The sequence below is a fragment of the Streptomyces sp. WZ-12 genome (assembly GCF_028898845.1).
In the GTDB taxonomy this organism is placed as follows: domain Bacteria; phylum Actinomycetota; class Actinomycetes; order Streptomycetales; family Streptomycetaceae; genus Streptomyces.
Genome location: NZ_CP118574.1, coordinates 8,769,898 through 8,784,706 on the forward strand (window position 1 = coordinate 8,769,898; position 14,809 = coordinate 8,784,706).

Genomic DNA, 14,809 nt, shown 5'->3' on the forward strand with positions numbered 1-14,809 from the left:
GGTCCTCAAGAGGCGGAACCCGTCCGCCCGGAATCCGGGTGTATGCGAGCTTCTTGACGTTTCTGACGCTATATCAGGTCGAGGGTGCGGACCGCCTGCCGCGCCGCGGACCACCGGGCGCCGAACTGGGCAGGGTCAACGTCACCGTGAACGTGCCGCCCTTCCTGGACGTCCGGAGCGAACCGTCCATCGCCTCGGCCAGATCCCGCGACAGCCGCAGCGCCAGACTGTCGGCACGCGAACCAGGCACCCGCACCGGCGTCGCCCCCTCGCCAACGGGCCCGTCCGCCACCCGGATCGCCACCCGACCGTTCCGCGTCTCCGCCGTCACCACCGGCGGCCGGTCCGGCGGACTGTGGCGCAACGCCTCCGCCCCCAACGCCGTCAGCGCGCGGGTCAGCAGCGCGGCATCGGCGATCACGTCCGGCAGGTACTCCGGAAGCCGCAACACGATCGAATGACCACCGGGACCCAGGTCGTCCAGCGCGGCGCCCAGCGCCTCGTTGAGATCCACCGGCCGCAGATAGAGGTCCAGCGCCCCGGCGTGCAGCCGGCTCAAGTCATCCAGATCGGCGACGAGTTGCGCCGCCCGGTGCACGGCCGTGCGCGCACTGTCCAACAGCCGGCGCTCGTCCGGATCCCGCTCCGGCGCGGGACGCCGCCGCAGCCGCACCAGCGCGTCCTCCGCGGTGCGCAACGGGGCCCGCAGATCGCGGCCGGCGGCCAGTAGCAGTGCGGCCCGGGTGCGTTCGGCGTCTGCGAACGGGTCCCCAGGCCCACCGGGCCCGGCGATCCGCCCCCGGGCGTGCGCCAACCCCAACTCGGCCGCGCACGCATCGAGCAGCCGCCGGTCCTCCACGCTGAGCCCCGGCCCCCGCGCCGCCAACGTCAGACAGTCATCGACCGGACTCTCCACGTCCGCCTGGTACGGCCGCTCCGGCGGATGGTCGCCGGCGCTCGCCACCACGTACCAGTGCGGAACCGGCGACGCCTGCGGATCGCGTTCGAGCAGACTCACCGAGCGCAGCCCGAAGTTCTCCCGAATGAGCTCCACCAGCGCCGGCAGGTCCTGACCGCGCAACACCCCCGCCGCCAGCCGGCTCAACGTCCGCGCCTCCGACGTGGCCCGCGCCGCCCGCAGGGTGTCCCGCGCCGCCGTCCCCGCCGCGGTGCCGACCAACACGGCCGTGGCGACGAAGACGACCAACGCGATGATCGCCTCAGGACGGTCGGCCACCAGGGAGTGCAGCGGCACGGCGAAGTAATAGTCCGCCAACAGCGCCGCGGCCACCGCCGCCAACAGCGCCGGATAGGCCCCGCCGACCAGCGCCACCACCACGACCACCAGCAGATAGATCGCCAACACCCCGGCCAGGCCCACCGGACCGCGTGCCATGACCAGCAGCGCCGTCAACACCGGCAGCAGCACCGCGGCCCCGCCCAACGCGGCCACGAACCGCCGCACACCCAACCCCCGACCCGGCCGCGGCAACCGCAACGCGGCGGACCCGGCCGCCTCCTCGTGCGTCACGATGTGCACGTCGATCGACCCGGACCCCTTGATCGTCCGCTCACCCACCCCCGCCCTCAACAGCGAACGCATCCGTCCGTACCGACTCGCGCCCAACACGATCTGGGTGACGTTCTCCGCCTCCGCGAACCGCAGCAGCGCCGTCACCACGTCCTCACCGGTGATCTGATGGAAACCCCCGCCGAGCGACTCCAACAACGCGCGCTGCTCGTCCAACGCCGCCGGGGCGCCCCGGGCCAACCCGTCCTCGGGCACCACATGCAGCGCCAACAGCTCCGTCCCCGGCGTACGGGCACTGATCCGCGCGGCCCGCCGGATCAGCGTCTCGCCCTCCGGACCACCACTCAGCCCGACCAGAATCCGCTCCCGGGTCTCCCATGGCGCGACGATCCCGTGCTCGGCCCGATACCGCTGCAACCCCTCCTCGACCCGGTCGGCCAGCCACAGCAGCGCGATCTCCCGCAACGCCGTGAGATTGCCGACCCGGAAGTAGTGGGTGAGGGCGGACTCGATGCGGTCCGGCGGATAGATGTCGCCGTGCACCATCCGCCGCCGCAACGCCTCCGGCGGCAGATCCACCAGCTCGATCTGGTCCGCCCCGCGCGCCACCTCGTCGGGCAGGGTCTCCTGTTGCCGCACCCCGGTGATCTGCCGGACCACGTCGTTCAACGACTCCAGGTGCTGCACATTGAGCGTGGTGACGACGTCGATGCCGGCGTCCAACAGCTCCGTCACGTCCTGCCACCGCTTGGCGTTGCGCGCTCCGGGAACGTTGGAATGGGCCAGCTCGTCGACCAGCGCCACCTGCGGGTTACGGGCCAGCACCGCGCCCAGATCCATCTCGGTGAACCGGGCCCCACGGTGCCACAGCGTGCGCCGCTCCACCGTCTCCAGGCCCTCGGCCATGGCCGCCGTCGGCCGCCTCCCGTGCGGCTCGACGAAGCCCACCACCACGTCCGTGCCCAGCGCCCGCAGCCGCTGCCCGTCCGCGAGCATCGCGTACGTCTTACCGACCCCGGGAGCGGCCCCGAGAAAGATCCGCAACCGTCCACGTGCCACCGGTGGGCTCCTACCAGTTCGGCCCCCCTGACGACCTCTTCTCCCCGGCCCGTCGCCTCCCGCCGTGCTGTTCCCACGGGCGTTCGCCGACGGGCGTTCGCCCTTCCATGGTGCGCCTGGGGAGCGCGGATCGGGGGGATTGCGGGAGCGGCGGGCCGAGCTCGGGACGTAACTGGGCCGGCCCGGGCAGTCGTTCGGCCGGCCGAGCCGCCTACGGGCGGGCCCGAACCGGAACGCCCTCACGGATGCATCCGGGCTCCCTTGATCACCTTGTCCACCGCGTTCCGCGGGCCGTACACGGCCAGCCCCACCAGGTCCAGCTGGTCCCTCGGGACGGCCCGTACCGCCGCGCGGTTGTCCCGGTCGTTGCCGGTGGCGAACAGGTCGGAGGTGAACACCGACCGGGGAAGGGCCCGGGTCAGCGCCCGGCCGTGCGCCGCGACCAGCGTCTCCTTGGCGCCCTCGAAGACGAGGACCGGCTGGCGGAACATCGGTAGGTACGGGGTGTCGTCGGCGTCCGCGTACGGTGCGCCGATCACCTCGGGGAGCTCCGTGCCCAGCCCGCTGACCAGGAAGGCGGTCACGTTCAGGCGCTGCCAGGGCTCCAGGTCCTCCCGCAGAAGCACGGCGATCTTGGTCTCGAAACGCACGGGGGCGTCGTCGGCTGCTGTCATGCCCCCAGGCTGCCGACCCACCCGCCGCGCCGTCTTGTACGTTCTTTGCATGGCCGCACGGCAGGAAGTGTCCGCGTGGCGCCCGCAGGTCCCGGGCGTCGTGGAGGTCTTCCACGCCCACTTCACCGAGCACGCCTACCCGATGCACGTCCACGACGTATGGACGCTGCTGATCGTGGACGACGGCGCCGTCCAGTACGACCTCGGACGCCAGGCGCGCGGCACCCCGAACGACACGGTGTCCCTGCTCCCGCCCCAGGTACCGCACAACGGCTCGCCCACCACCGCACACGGGTTCCGCAAGCGCGTGCTCTATCTGGACCTGTCCCAGTTGGACGAGAGCTACATCGGCCCGGCGGTGGACGGCCCCGACCTCGCCGACCCGCTGCTGCGCCGACGCGTCGGGCAACTGCACGCGGCACTGGCCCACCCCGGCGACGCGTTGGAGGCCGAGAGCCGACTCGCCCTGATCGGCGAGCAGTTGCGCAGCCATCTGCGCCCCCGGCTCGTCGCCCGCCCCCGCCAGGCCGCCCCCGGCGTGGCCGGCACCCTGCGCGAACTCCTCGACGCCCGCCTGTGCCAAGGCGTGAGTCTCGACGAGGCCGCGCAACTGCTGCACGCCCACCCCACCCACCTCGTACGGGCGTTCAGCGCGGCCTTCGGCATCGCCCCGCACCAGTACCTGATGGCCCGTAGGGTCGAGCGGGCGCGCCGGCTGCTGCTCGACGGCCGGCCGCCGACCGCCGTGGCGGCCGACGCCGGCTTCTACGACCAGTCACACCTGACGCGCCACTTCAAACGCATGGTCGGCGTCCCGCCCGGGCGCTATGCGCGCACCGGCCGCACGACGTAGCCACGCACACCAGTCATCAACCACCGCTGCCTGGTTGCCGCTCACTTGTCGAACGGAGGGCCGCTCGCCGCTCGCCCGGCGGCAGCGGCCGCCCTGGCAGCCGCCCAAGTCCCCACGCCCCACAGCGACAACGCGCTCAGCAGACCCACCACCAAACGCACGGCCGCGTCCGGGCCGTCGGCGAGCCAGACGGCCCCGCCGGCCGCCCCTGCCGCGACCAGCAGAGCGGCGGGCACCCGGAAGCGCGGCTGCTCGAAGACCGTCACCAACGGCAGGAAATGGAGGCCCACGACCACCGCGACCAGCGGCGCAACGAGAACCGGAACCCCCGCGCTCACACCCCCCACGACCACGGCGGCGATCAGCAGCCACTGCACCACATTGACCCGCCGGAACCGCCGTCGCCGGTCCGGCGGGAGGGAGCCGGCCTCCCGCCCCGGCAGGAAGCGCCGAGCTGTGAACTGCAGCCCCAGCGCCGCCGCACAACCCATCACGATGAGGATCGGCCGCGCGGCCCCGTCGAACGCACTGGTGCCCAACAACCACCAACCGAGCCCGAACCAGACAAGAAATCCCACCCCCGACGCAGACATGAGGGAACCCTACAATGCGGGCGCTGTTGCCTGGCCGCCGCGGATGTCGCCGAGGATGCCACGGGCCCAGGCCGTGGGTGACTGGCCGTCGAGGAGAGCCGCCAAGTGGGCCGAGTGGGCGGCGCGTTGAGCGGGCGAGAGTGCCAGTGCTCGATGCAGGGTGCCGACCAGGTCCTGGAGTGAGTGGGGATCGGTGAGCAGCGCCGCGGGGGCGAGTTGTTCGGCGGCGCCGGCGTGGCGGGAGAGGACGAGAACGCCCGGGCGGTCCGTGGCGGAGCGGACGGTGACGTACTCCTTGGCGGCCAGATTCATGCCGTCGGCCAGGGAAGCCACCCAGAACACGTCGGCTTCGAGGTACTGATCGACCACGGCGGGGAAGGGGAGGGCGTGCGGAAGGTAGTCGATGGGTCTCCAACTGTGGCTACTCCAGCGGCTGTTGACGGCGGCGATCGTCGCTTCGAGTTCGGCGCGGGTGGCGTCGTAGGCGCGGATGCCCGGCTCGGCGGGCGGGCAAACCAGGCGGAAGCGCAGTCGCTGCCGTAGCCGGGGTTCCCGTTCCAGGAGGGCGTCGATGGCGCGGACCTTGTGGACGGGGGCCTTGGCGTAGTCCAGACGCTCCACAGACAGGACGAGTGGGGACGCGTCGTCGGTGGGTGAGTGTGCCGCGCGGGCTTCGGCCCTCGCCCGGGCCAGTGTGGAGACTGCCGCACGGTCGATGCCCAGGGGATGGACACCGGTACGCGGAACGCGGCCCGTACCGGCCAGCAACTGGCGGAAGTTGTGGGCGAAGGCCGCGGTGTGGAAGCCCGCCCAGTCGAGACGGGCGAGCGAGCGGCACAGTTGCTCGGCGTCCGGGAGCTGCCGGAAGACGTCCGGGGTGGGGAAGGGGGTGTGGTGGAACAGACCGATGTGCAGGTCAGGGCGTTGGGACTTGAGGATGCCTGGGACGAGCCAGAGGTTGTAGTCGTGCAGCCAGACCGTGGCGCCGCGTTCGGCGTGCGCGTCGATGTGCCTGGCGAAGGCCGCGTTGACGGCCTCGTAGTCGGACCAGTGTGACGGGCAGCGCCGGATGAGCTGTGGTTGGGACATCAGCGCGGGCCAGAGCGTCTCCTTGCAGGCGCCGTGGAAGTAGCCCGACCAGCGCTCGGGCGTCATGTTCAGCAGCGCGAGCGGGAGGGACGGGGCGGTGGGGACCGGAGGGCGAGGTGTGTGGGGTTCCCCGTCCACCAGGGCGGCGGCCCACACCGCATCCAGTCCCGGGGCGCTGCCGCCCAGGACGGACATCATCGTCGGCAGTATCCCGTTCGGACTTGCGGGGAGGCGCCAACGCCCCTGCGACCAGCGGACCGGCGGGCGGTGATAGCCGATGACGACCGGTGCGGCGCGCCGCACCCAGCCGAGCCGTTCCAGGGCGTCCAGGATCGCGGCGGCGCCGTCCAGCGCAGGGCGGTGGACCAGCGGGCTGTCGGGGACCCGCGCGGGGAGCGCGGGTTCGGCATTGCCCATGATCACGCCGTGGCTACCGAGTTGGAAGAGCGACAGGTCGTTGAGCGAGTCGCCGGCCACGAGCACGCCACCCCGCGGCCACTGCAACTTGTCGGCCAGCCGCTGCACCGCCTGGCCCTTGCCCGCCTGCGGGGGCAGGACGTCGAAGAAGCGGTCGTCGGAATAGGTCCAGGAACAGCCGAATTGCCGCACCGCCGCGGTGATCTCGGGGGACAGGTGCTCGGGGGAGAGGAAGAAGGAGCAGCGGCCGTCCTGCGCCACGCCCTCCTGGTAGACGAGCTCGGGGAAGCGGTGCAGGGCCGCCCGGATCGGCTCCGACCCGGGCCAACCGGCGCGTAACTCCCCCTCCAACGCGTCGAGATGAGTCATCCCCGAGGCATCGATGATGCTGGCGCCGACGTCCGCGATGATCCAACGGGGGACGGGCAGCAGCGGATCGCGGGCCAGGCGTGCCTGGATCGAGGGCAGTCCGCGACCGGTGGCGAAGACCACGGTGATGTCCGGATGCCGGTCCAGTGCCTGGCGCAGCCGTCGCCGCGCGCCCTCGTCGCCGCCGAGCAACGTGCCGTCCAGATCGGCCACCAGGACCCGGACGTCCTGGTCCGGGGGTCGGGCCACCACCGCGTCGTCCCACGCCTGTTCGGACATCCCGCTCCTTCGCACCGCTGACTGGCCATCGAGCTGTCTGGTGTGCTGCCGGCTCATGCCGGGAGGCGCGCGAGCCAGGCACGCAGCCCGGCGGTGTCCGGCGCGGCGCTGGACCCGGGGCCGGTCACCGCGGCCGTGCCGCAGGCCACGCCCGCGGCCAGGCAGTCGTCCAGCGAGCCGCCCGCCAGGCGCCGGTGCAGGAAACCCACGTTGAAACAGTCACCGGCCCCCGTGGTGTCCACCACCGGCACAGCGGGCGCCGCCTGGGCGATCCGGCGACCGGCCTCGGCGGCGATCGCCCCCGCACCACCCCGCTTGATGACCGCCACCGGCACCAGATCGGCCAGGATCTCCAACGCCTCCGCCGCGCTGCCCGTCCCGGTGATCCGCAGCGCCTCGGCCTCGTTGGGCGCGAACACCTCCACCTGGGACAGCGCCTTGGCCACGTCGGGCATCCCGACGTCGCCGGGGTAGTCCTGGCAGTCCATGAACACGCGGGCACCGTGTTCGGCGGCCACATCGAGCGCGGCCGAGACCTCCGGCCCGTACTGGAGGTACGGCAACACCACGACGTCGGGCCGGTAGGTGGCGATCAGCTCCGCCAACGGGCGCACGGCGACGGGGTCCTCGTACGCGATCATCGCCCGTTCCTCGGTACCGGAGAGCGCAACCGTCACGTTCCGCAACGGTCGCGCGTGCTGCCGGAAGCCCCGCTCGTCCAGGCCCTCCGACCGGGCCGCGGCGAGGACCTCCTGGCTGAAGACGTCGGAGCCGAAGTCGGCCGCCCACACCACGTCATGGCGCAGCCGTCGCAGCCCCATCGCGAGCGTGAAGGCGCCGCCCGGCACCATGCCCAACCCACCGGCCCACACCTCGGAGCCGAACGCCACCGGCCCGGCCAACGCGCGGAACACCAGATCCACGGAATAGGCGCCGACGACGAGCACCGAGACGCCCGGTCGTGGGGATGCCAACTCCGGTCCCGCGGGCGCCGACTCAGGCCCCCCGGATGCCGGCTCCGGCATCGCGGGCGCCGTCACCGGCAGCTCCCGCTTGCCTCGGCCCGAACCAGAGGGCGCAGGTCAGGACCCGGAGGCCAACAACCCACCGGCCGACGACCAGCCGCGGCGATACGACGCACAGTCCGCCACCCCCGCCTCTCCGGCTCCTCTTGCCCAACACGCCACAGGGTGCCGAGCGGAGCGCCAATCGGCGTTGCCCACCACGGCGGTGGGCCTTTCCGCAGCGAGCCTTTCCGCGGTGTGCCGTCCCGAAACAGCCGCGGAACGCCGTGTGCAAGAGCCATGCGGGGAACTGTAAGCGGACGTTGCGCGCGGGAGATTGTCGATGCAACGGCATGTCCGAAAGTCGCTGGTGGCCGTCGCCGGAGCCCCGCCATGCGAACGGCGCCGTCGGCCGTCGGGTCAGATCGGTCCGTACAGGGCAGCGCGGACGCCACTGATGAGCGCCCAATAGCGGTCACCGTATGACCAATGCCACCACTCGCTGGGATAGTTCACGAAGCCCTCGGCTCTCAGGCACTGGGCCAGGAGGTCGCGACTGCTGCGTGCGGCCTCCGACAACCCGGGGGCGTCCAGTGGGCACAAGTGCTCGTCGCCCGTACGGTGTCCGTTCACCGGCCCACCCATGTCCAGCTCGACGCCGTCCGCATCGATGAGCGTCAGGTCGACGGCGGCGCCGGCACAGTGCGGGGCCACCTCCACCGGGGAGACGAACGCACTGGTTCGGCGCCGACGTTCGACCGGATCCGCGATGCCCGAGAGGCGCAAGCGATCCTCGTACCGCGCGAACCGACGTGCCTGTTCCGCCAGGCTGCGGTGTCCTTCGATGACAAGCAACCCGACGCCCGCGGGGAGCCGCTCGGACGCTGAGCGGAGGCGTGCGAGCACTCCGGCCCTGACCCGCCCGTACTCCCCGGCCTCGTCCCGTTCCCGGGGGTCCAGCGTGATGCCCGAGCCGCCGGCGAGCTCCACAAGAGGTTCGCCGCACTCCAGCACGGGGACGTTGCTCACCCGAGGATCGCTCAGCAGGACCATGGGCCGGGAGCTTAACGCCCCGGACTGCCGAGGTGGATCGCCGTCGATCGAGGGGGAGCGGTCAAGGGGAGAGCGTCGGGCCCTTGACCTCGTGGAGGTGGCCGGTCAGCGTGAACGTGCCGAGCCCGATGGCCACTTCGAGGAGCACGATGAGTCCGGTCGCCGACCAGCACAGGAGGAGCGCCCACCGCGGGAGGCGGAATCGGCTCTGCCCCGGCTCGGGGGCTACCCGACGGCGCCACAGCCATACGAGAGCGGCCGTGCGGATCGCGACTGCCACAAGGGTGTTGGCGATCTCGGCTCCGTGGCCGGAACCGGCCACCGTGCCGTGCAGAGCGGAAAGGATCCAGTTCGGCAGCACCAACCAGCCGACGGCGATCCACTTCCGTCGCGTCGTCCACCACGGCGACAGGCACATCGCCACCACGCCGGCGACCATCGCGACGAGGGCGGGGAGGACCAACTGGCCCATGTGCGGGACCTGCCTGAGCGCACCCAGGGTCGAGCCGAGCGCGAGGAGCGCCAGGACGAGCTGCGGATTGCGCGCCCAGGGGCGGACCGTTGCCGTCTCGCGTTCGCGTAGGGCGGTTGCGGCGATCTCGTCAGGATCGCCCAACTCGGCCAGGATCGGGGCCAGTTCGCCGGGGCGTTCGGCCGAGGCGACCGCGATGTGCTCGGCGAGGCCGTCGATCAACTCCTTGCGGTGGCGGGCAGGCAGGGCCGAGCTGGCCCGCCGGACGGAAGCCAGGTATCGGCGTACTTCGGGAGGGGACACTGTCTTCACTCTTCCTTCCGGGCGGAGGGCCGATCGGGCGTGATGACCCGGTCGACCGCATCGGCGAACTCCGTCCACAGCGAGGCGAACTCCTCCAGTGCGGTACGGACCTTGCGGGTCAGCCCGTCCCGCAGGAGGCTCGGCACGCAGCAAAGGTACTCCGGCGTGGCGGCGCGGGGCGCGGTGCCCCCGGAATGGCACCGCGCCCCGCCTGCTCCCCATCAGCCCCTCAGCGGGCCGCCGTTGAGTGCCACGCGCCGTCCGTAGCGGGTGAGCGAGTGGTAGTCGTAGGTCGCGTGGTGCTGGACGCAGCGGTTGTCCCAGAACACCAGGGTGTTGGGGGCCCAGCGGACCCGGCAGTGCAACAGCGAGCGCTCCGCCGTCATGCGGAAGAGCATGTCGAGCAGGGTCCGGCTCTCCGTCTCCGAGAGCCGCGGAATGCGGTCGGTGTAGGCCGGGTTGACGTAGAGCAGCTTGCGGTCGGTCTCCGGGTGGCGCACCACCAGCGGGTGTTCGTTCTTGGGCACCTCGTAGCCCTCGGCACGGTGTGGCCCCGGAAGGCCAGCAGGCCGTCGTGGATCGCGGTCAGCCCGTCGAGGAGTTTTGCCGCCGGGCGAGCCGGGACAGCGCCGCGGTCACCTCCGCCCCCAACCGCACCAGCCGGCCCCGCGCCAACGGGCCGACGCCCAGCTCGAACGGCGCCCCGGCCTCCGCCCGTTGCACCTCCACCAGCCGCGCCTCGGGATCCGCCTCGCCCGACAGGTCGACCGTCACCAGCGGATACCCGGCATCCGCCGGACCCGCGACCTGGTACACCTCGCCGTCGACGGTGACCATCCGGGCCCGCAACACGTCGTGCCGCGCCGCCACCGCGTCCAGCGCCCGCGCCAACACCGCGGTGTCCAACGGGCCGCGCAGCCGGTGCACCACCATCTCGTTGTACGCCGCGCCGGCCCCCTCCAACTGGCCCAACACTCAAAGGTGTTGCTGGGCGAAGGACAGCGGCTGCGGCGGACCCTCACCCGGCGCCGCGGCGCCGGGCCGGACCGCTCGCTCGGACGGGACGCTGTTCGGGTGCGGGAAGGTCTGTGTCACCGGGAGGACCATCGCTTTCCTCCGTGGGGGAGGACATTCGAAGCGCCCGCACGCCGCCCAACGGGTCGTGTCGAGCCGGTCGTTGGAGCGCGGACGTTGCCGGCGCGGCGGGGCTGAGCCCGTGCCCGGCCGGCATGGCGCGTCGAGTGCCGACTGGCCACAACCGCCACCCACCAGGTGCTCGCTTTTGCGCCACGGTGGCGGTATCCAGGGATCGCAGCCGCGGCCAACTGTCCTAGCGGGGCCGAAAATGCTCGATATTTTGTTCCTTATTCCCAAGAGTCATGTTGATCAACTGGTTGCAGGTGTCAATGGTCGGTGCAGTAGAAGTGCCCTGGTGCAAGTGAGGATGGTGGTGTGGCGCTCGACTGGTGCTCACCTGCGGATCGTCGGGGGCCCATCCGGTGGCCTCCCCGCCTCAACTCCGCCAGCGGAAGCGCAAGTTGAGCATGAGGGTTCGTGAGCTGAGGCCCCGGCAACGCCGGCGCGGCGCCGCCGACTGAAATGCGGAGGTGGGCTGGCCGGAGCGCTCGATACGGTCGCCCGATGAGCGACGACCGTGAGCCCTACCTGGTGTTGACCGAACGTCTGGAACTACGGGTTGTCGGGCCCGAGGACCTGGACGCCCTCCACGCCCTCAATTCCGACCCCGCTGTCTGGCGCCACGACCCCGCGGGCCGCCACACCCGTCCCGGCATCACCAAAGCCTGGATCGAACGGTGCGCCGACCACTGGGAGTCGGACGGCCTGAGCTACTGGATGGCCCGGCACCGGGACACCGGCGAACTGATCGGCGTCGGCGGCGCCCAACGTCACGAACCGGGCTTCTGGAACCTCTACTACCGCCTGGCTCACGCCCATTGGGGCAAGGGCTACGCCACCGAGATCTCCCGCGCCGCCATCCACCTCGCTGGTCAGCGCGACCCCGAGCTGCCCGTGATCGCCTGGATCCTCGCACACAACACCGGCTCCCGCGCGGTCGCCGAGCGCCTCGGACTCCATGACTACGGCCTGCGGCCGGAGCCGGGGAAGAGCGAACCGATGCATGCCTACGCGGACCGCGCACTGCCGTTCTGACGCCCAGTTCTCCGACACCGGTTCGGCCGCTGAGAATCCGCTGGACGACCCGCGACGACCCGCGACGACCCGCACGGAGCCCGCCTCAAACCCGCCCGCTCACTGATCCGTCGACGACGCCCGCGAACCGTGTCCCGAGAGGAGTTCCCACAGTTCCCGAACGGCTCCCCCTCCCCGCGCACCCGCACGGCCGCCCCCTCACCACCGCACAGGCGCCGTGCACAACCGCGCGCACTGCGCTGCCGGCCTTCAGGTTGACGGGCCGTTCGCCGATGTGGAGTTGGAGCATGGGGACGCACGCACGGAACACGGACGGATGAGGGAGTTGCAGGGCGTCTTGCGGGAACCGGTGGGAACCGAGAGGCAGGAGGGCAGCAGGAAGATGCCGACGGCAGGAGGCCGCAGCCTTTGGGCGGCCACGGCGGGGAGTGTGGTCGACACGTTCGACTGGACGCTCTACGCGCTGCTGGTCCCGTACTTCTCCGGCCAGTTGGTCGCGCCCGGTGCGGCGGGGACGCTGGTTTCCTACGGCGGATTCGCCGTGGGCTTCCTGGCGAGGCCACTGGGCAGCGTACTGCTGGGGTGGTTCGGCGACCGACGGGGCCGTCGGGCGGTCATGTTGCTGTCCATGGTGGTCGTGGCGGCCGGCTGCTTCGCCCTCGCGGCCCTGCCCACCGCCGGCCGCTTCGGCACGGGCTCGGTGGCACTCCTGGTGCTGGTGCGCGTCCTCCAGGGCCTGGCCGTGGGCGCCGACAATTCCACCGTGGCCGCGTACGTGACCGAGACGGCCCCGTCGGGGCGCCGGATGCTCTACAGCGGCATCGCCTACGGCGGCGTGATCCTCGGCACGGTGCTGTGTTACCTGGCGCTGGCCGGTCTACTCGCCCACTTCGGGCCGCAGGGGCTGCGCGGGGGCGGCTGGCGGGTCGGGTTCGCCGTGGGCGGGCTGCTCGGGTCCGCCGCCGCACTCATGCGCTGCTGGGCCGCGGAATCCCCGGAATTCTTGGCCTTCGCCCGCTCCGGCCACCAGCACGAGGGCAGAGCGGACGCCCGTTCCTGGCGCCTCGTCAGGCGCAACGCCACGGCCGTCTTCCTCATGACGGCCGGCCTCACCTCCGGCTACTACCTGACCGTCACCTACCTGCCGGAGTACGTACGGCACACCGGAGGTTCGACCGACGCGCAGAGCACCACGGCGATGGTCGCGCCGCTGCTGATCCTCCTCGCCATGATGGCCGCCACCGGAGCGCTGGCGGACCGCATCGGCGCCCGGCCGGTCTTCCGCTTCGGTCTGCTGCTCACCGCGCTGACCACGGTCCCCGCCTACGCGGCGGTGGGCGCAGGGCGCCTTCCGCCGTGGCTCGCGGCGACCCTCGTCCTGGCCTGCCTGGCCGGCCCCCTCGCCACCGCCAACGTCTTCTTCGCCCGTCTCTTCCCCGTTCCCATCCGCGTGATGGCCCTGGGCCTGCCCCTGACGCTCTCCGTCGCCCTCTTCGGCGGTACCTTTCCCCTCTTCGCCGAAGCCCTCGCCGACGCCGGACACGTCCGCCTGGCCCCCTGGGTCGCGACCGCCGCCGCCATCCTCTCCCTCGCAGCCACCCGCCTGGTACGCGAACCGGGCCAGGCCCACACCGACCGGGATCGGATTCCGGCAAACTGACGCCTTGCCCCCTCACCCTGGCAACGGCCGCTCCTCGGATGCAGCGCCCCAGCAGCGCGGGCGAGCAACGGCCGGACGGGGCGCGCTCCGCAGCCGGGTGCGGGGGCGGCCGGGTTGTGCGGACGATGCGCCGCGACCCCGGCCAACCGCGCCGTGCGCAGCTCGTCATCCGACCCACCCGGCACCGAACCCGACCGAAGCCCACCCGAAGATCACCTTCACGCCCACCGGTGGATCGAGGCTTCAGCCGGCGTTCTCCCGCCGCGCCACCATGACCAGTTCGGCCGCCGGTCCCACCAGGCGTCGCCCCGTGGGCCAGACCGCGCGCAGGTCGCGCGTGAGGTCGATGCCCGCCACGTCGACGCCGGTCAGGCGGCCCTCGGCGATGTCCCCTCGGACGGCCAGTTCGCTCAGGACGGACGGCCCGGTGCCGGCGATCACCGCGCCGCGCACGGCGGCCGTCGAACCGAGCTCGACCAACGGCCGGGCACGGTCATGGCCGGCCAGGTACAGGGCGCGGTCCAGGGTCTGACGCGTGCCGGAGCCGCTCTCCCGCAACACCAGCCGCGTGCGGGACAGTTCCCGAGCGGAGAGCGGCTCGCGGCGTCGCGCCCACGGGTGGCCGGGGTCGACCACGACGACGAGCCGGTCCTCGGCCACCTGCCGCGTGGACATCACGCGGGACAGGTGTGGCCCCTCGATGAACCCGACGTCGGCCTCGCCCGATTCGACCAGCTCGGGCACGTGCTCGCTGTTGGTCACCTGCAGCCCGATGTACAACTCAGGGCGGCGGCCCCGTAGTTCGCTGATCCAGACCGGCAGCAGGTACTCGGCGATGGTCAGGCTCGCCGCGACGCGCAGTTCGGCCTCCCGCCTGTCGCGCAGCTTGCCGGCCCCGGCGAGCAGCCCGTCCACCTCGTCCAGGACGCTGCGGGCGTGCCCGGTGACGACCTGCCCGGCCAGCGTCAGCCGGGAGCCGCGCCGCGTCCGGTCGACCAACACGAGCCCCAACCCGCGCTCCAGTGTGGACAGTCGGCGGCTGGCGGACGGCTGGGATATCCGTAGCTGCTCGGCCGCACGGCCCAGGCTCCCCAGGTCGGCCACGAGAACGAGGAGCCGCAGCGACTCCAGGTCGGGTGCGCGCGGCGGGAGATGAGCGGGAGGGGGCGTGGGAGGGCGATCTGACGTGGGGGAATCTGTCACAGCCGTAGCGTATGTGTCGGTCATACGCCAGGGCTATGAGCTCCTGCTCGATCAAGGGCTACAGGGCGAGCCCGGGGT

The 14,809-nt window shown here is 72.1% G+C and carries 14 protein-coding genes; 3 read left to right on the forward strand and 11 right to left on the reverse strand.

Annotation, left to right across the window (positions count from 1 at the left end):
* Positions 1-73 precede the first annotated feature (73 nt).
* Positions 74-2,590, reverse strand: a complete 2,517-nt coding sequence (locus PV796_RS38500; RefSeq protein WP_274918453.1) for a DUF4118 domain-containing protein — start codon at positions 2,588-2,590, stop codon at positions 74-76.
* Positions 2,591-2,829: 239 nt separating this feature from the next.
* On the reverse strand, positions 2,830-3,315 hold the full coding sequence (locus tag PV796_RS38505) for a DUF2000 family protein (protein ID WP_376568676.1): 486 nt from the start codon (positions 3,313-3,315) through the stop codon (positions 2,830-2,832).
* Between PV796_RS38505 and PV796_RS38510 the strand changes: the two genes are divergently transcribed.
* Positions 3,314-4,117, forward strand: a complete 804-nt coding sequence (locus PV796_RS38510) for an AraC family transcriptional regulator (RefSeq protein WP_274918456.1) — start codon at positions 3,314-3,316, stop codon at positions 4,115-4,117. The genes PV796_RS38505 and PV796_RS38510 overlap by 2 nt on opposite strands.
* 41 nt (positions 4,118-4,158) lie before the next feature.
* Here PV796_RS38510 and PV796_RS38515 read toward each other — a convergent pair whose 3' ends face one another.
* The 8 genes from PV796_RS38515 to PV796_RS38550 all read right to left on the reverse strand — a co-directional run bounded on the left by PV796_RS38515 (position 4,159) and on the right by PV796_RS38550 (position 10,668).
* On the reverse strand, positions 4,159-4,710 hold the full coding sequence (locus tag PV796_RS38515) for a hypothetical protein (RefSeq protein ID WP_274918457.1): 552 nt from the start codon (positions 4,708-4,710) through the stop codon (positions 4,159-4,161).
* A gap of 9 nt (positions 4,711-4,719) precedes the next feature.
* Positions 4,720-6,864, reverse strand: coding sequence for an HAD-IIB family hydrolase (locus PV796_RS38520; protein WP_274918458.1), 2,145 nt, complete (start codon positions 6,862-6,864; stop codon positions 4,720-4,722).
* Positions 6,865-6,917: 53 nt separating this feature from the next.
* On the reverse strand, positions 6,918-7,838 hold the full coding sequence (locus PV796_RS38525; protein WP_274918459.1) for a carbohydrate kinase family protein: 921 nt from the start codon (positions 7,836-7,838) through the stop codon (positions 6,918-6,920).
* 450 nt (positions 7,839-8,288) lie between these two features.
* Positions 8,289-8,921, reverse strand: a complete 633-nt coding sequence (locus tag PV796_RS38530; protein WP_274918460.1) for a M15 family metallopeptidase — start codon at positions 8,919-8,921, stop codon at positions 8,289-8,291.
* A 61-nt stretch (positions 8,922-8,982) separates the two neighbouring features.
* Positions 8,983-9,696: an HAAS signaling domain-containing protein gene (locus PV796_RS38535; protein WP_274918462.1), complete on the reverse strand. Its 714-nt coding sequence runs from the start codon at positions 9,694-9,696 to the stop codon at positions 8,983-8,985.
* A gap of 5 nt (positions 9,697-9,701) precedes the next feature.
* Positions 9,702-9,842, reverse strand: coding sequence for a hypothetical protein (locus PV796_RS38540; RefSeq protein WP_274918464.1), 141 nt, complete (start codon positions 9,840-9,842; stop codon positions 9,702-9,704).
* 75 nt (positions 9,843-9,917) lie between these two features.
* Positions 9,918-10,223 carry a TauD/TfdA dioxygenase family protein gene (locus PV796_RS38545; protein WP_274918465.1) on the reverse strand — a complete coding sequence of 102 codons (306 nt, stop codon included), beginning with the start codon at positions 10,221-10,223 and terminating at the stop codon, positions 9,918-9,920.
* A 58-nt stretch (positions 10,224-10,281) separates the two neighbouring features.
* A complete protein-coding gene (locus PV796_RS38550; RefSeq protein WP_274918467.1) occupies positions 10,282-10,668 on the reverse strand; it encodes a condensation domain-containing protein in 387 nt (128 codons plus the stop codon).
* 669 nt (positions 10,669-11,337) lie between these two features.
* Here PV796_RS38550 and PV796_RS38555 point away from each other — a divergent pair.
* Together PV796_RS38555 and PV796_RS38560 are read left to right on the forward strand one after the other, a co-directional pair.
* Complete coding sequence (locus tag PV796_RS38555; protein ID WP_274918469.1) at positions 11,338-11,868, forward strand: GNAT family N-acetyltransferase; 531 nt, start codon at positions 11,338-11,340, stop codon at positions 11,866-11,868.
* 382 nt (positions 11,869-12,250) lie between these two features.
* A complete protein-coding gene (locus tag PV796_RS38560; protein WP_274918471.1) occupies positions 12,251-13,528 on the forward strand; it encodes an MFS transporter in 1,278 nt (425 codons plus the stop codon).
* Positions 13,529-13,771: 243 nt separating this feature from the next.
* Here PV796_RS38560 and PV796_RS38565 read toward each other — a convergent pair whose 3' ends face one another.
* Positions 13,772-14,755 carry a LysR substrate-binding domain-containing protein gene (locus PV796_RS38565; RefSeq protein WP_446750656.1) on the reverse strand — a complete coding sequence of 328 codons (984 nt, stop codon included), beginning with the start codon at positions 14,753-14,755 and terminating at the stop codon, positions 13,772-13,774.
* Between the last annotated feature and the right edge of the window lie 54 nt (positions 14,756-14,809).

Excerpts from the sequence above, each read along its gene's own strand:
- PV796_RS38515 (WP_274918457.1), bottom strand. The coding sequence starts at position 4,710 with ATGTCTGCGTCGGGGGTGGGATTTCTTGTCTGGTTCGGGCTCGGTTGG.
- PV796_RS38530 (WP_274918460.1), bottom strand. The coding sequence starts at position 8,921 with ATGGTCCTGCTGAGCGATCCTCGGGTGAGCAACGTCCCCGTGCTGGAG.
- PV796_RS38555 (WP_274918469.1), top strand. The coding sequence starts at position 11,338 with ATGAGCGACGACCGTGAGCCCTACCTGGTGTTGACCGAACGTCTGGAA.
- PV796_RS38505 (WP_376568676.1), bottom strand. The coding sequence starts at position 3,315 with ATGCAAAGAACGTACAAGACGGCGCGGCGGGTGGGTCGGCAGCCTGGG.
- PV796_RS38520 (WP_274918458.1), bottom strand. The coding sequence starts at position 6,864 with ATGTCCGAACAGGCGTGGGACGACGCGGTGGTGGCCCGACCCCCGGAC.
- PV796_RS38565 (WP_446750656.1), bottom strand. The coding sequence starts at position 14,755 with ATGACCGACACATACGCTACGGCTGTGACAGATTCCCCCACGTCAGAT.
- PV796_RS38510 (WP_274918456.1), top strand. The coding sequence starts at position 3,314 with ATGGCCGCACGGCAGGAAGTGTCCGCGTGGCGCCCGCAGGTCCCGGGC.
- PV796_RS38560 (WP_274918471.1), top strand. The coding sequence starts at position 12,251 with ATGCCGACGGCAGGAGGCCGCAGCCTTTGGGCGGCCACGGCGGGGAGT.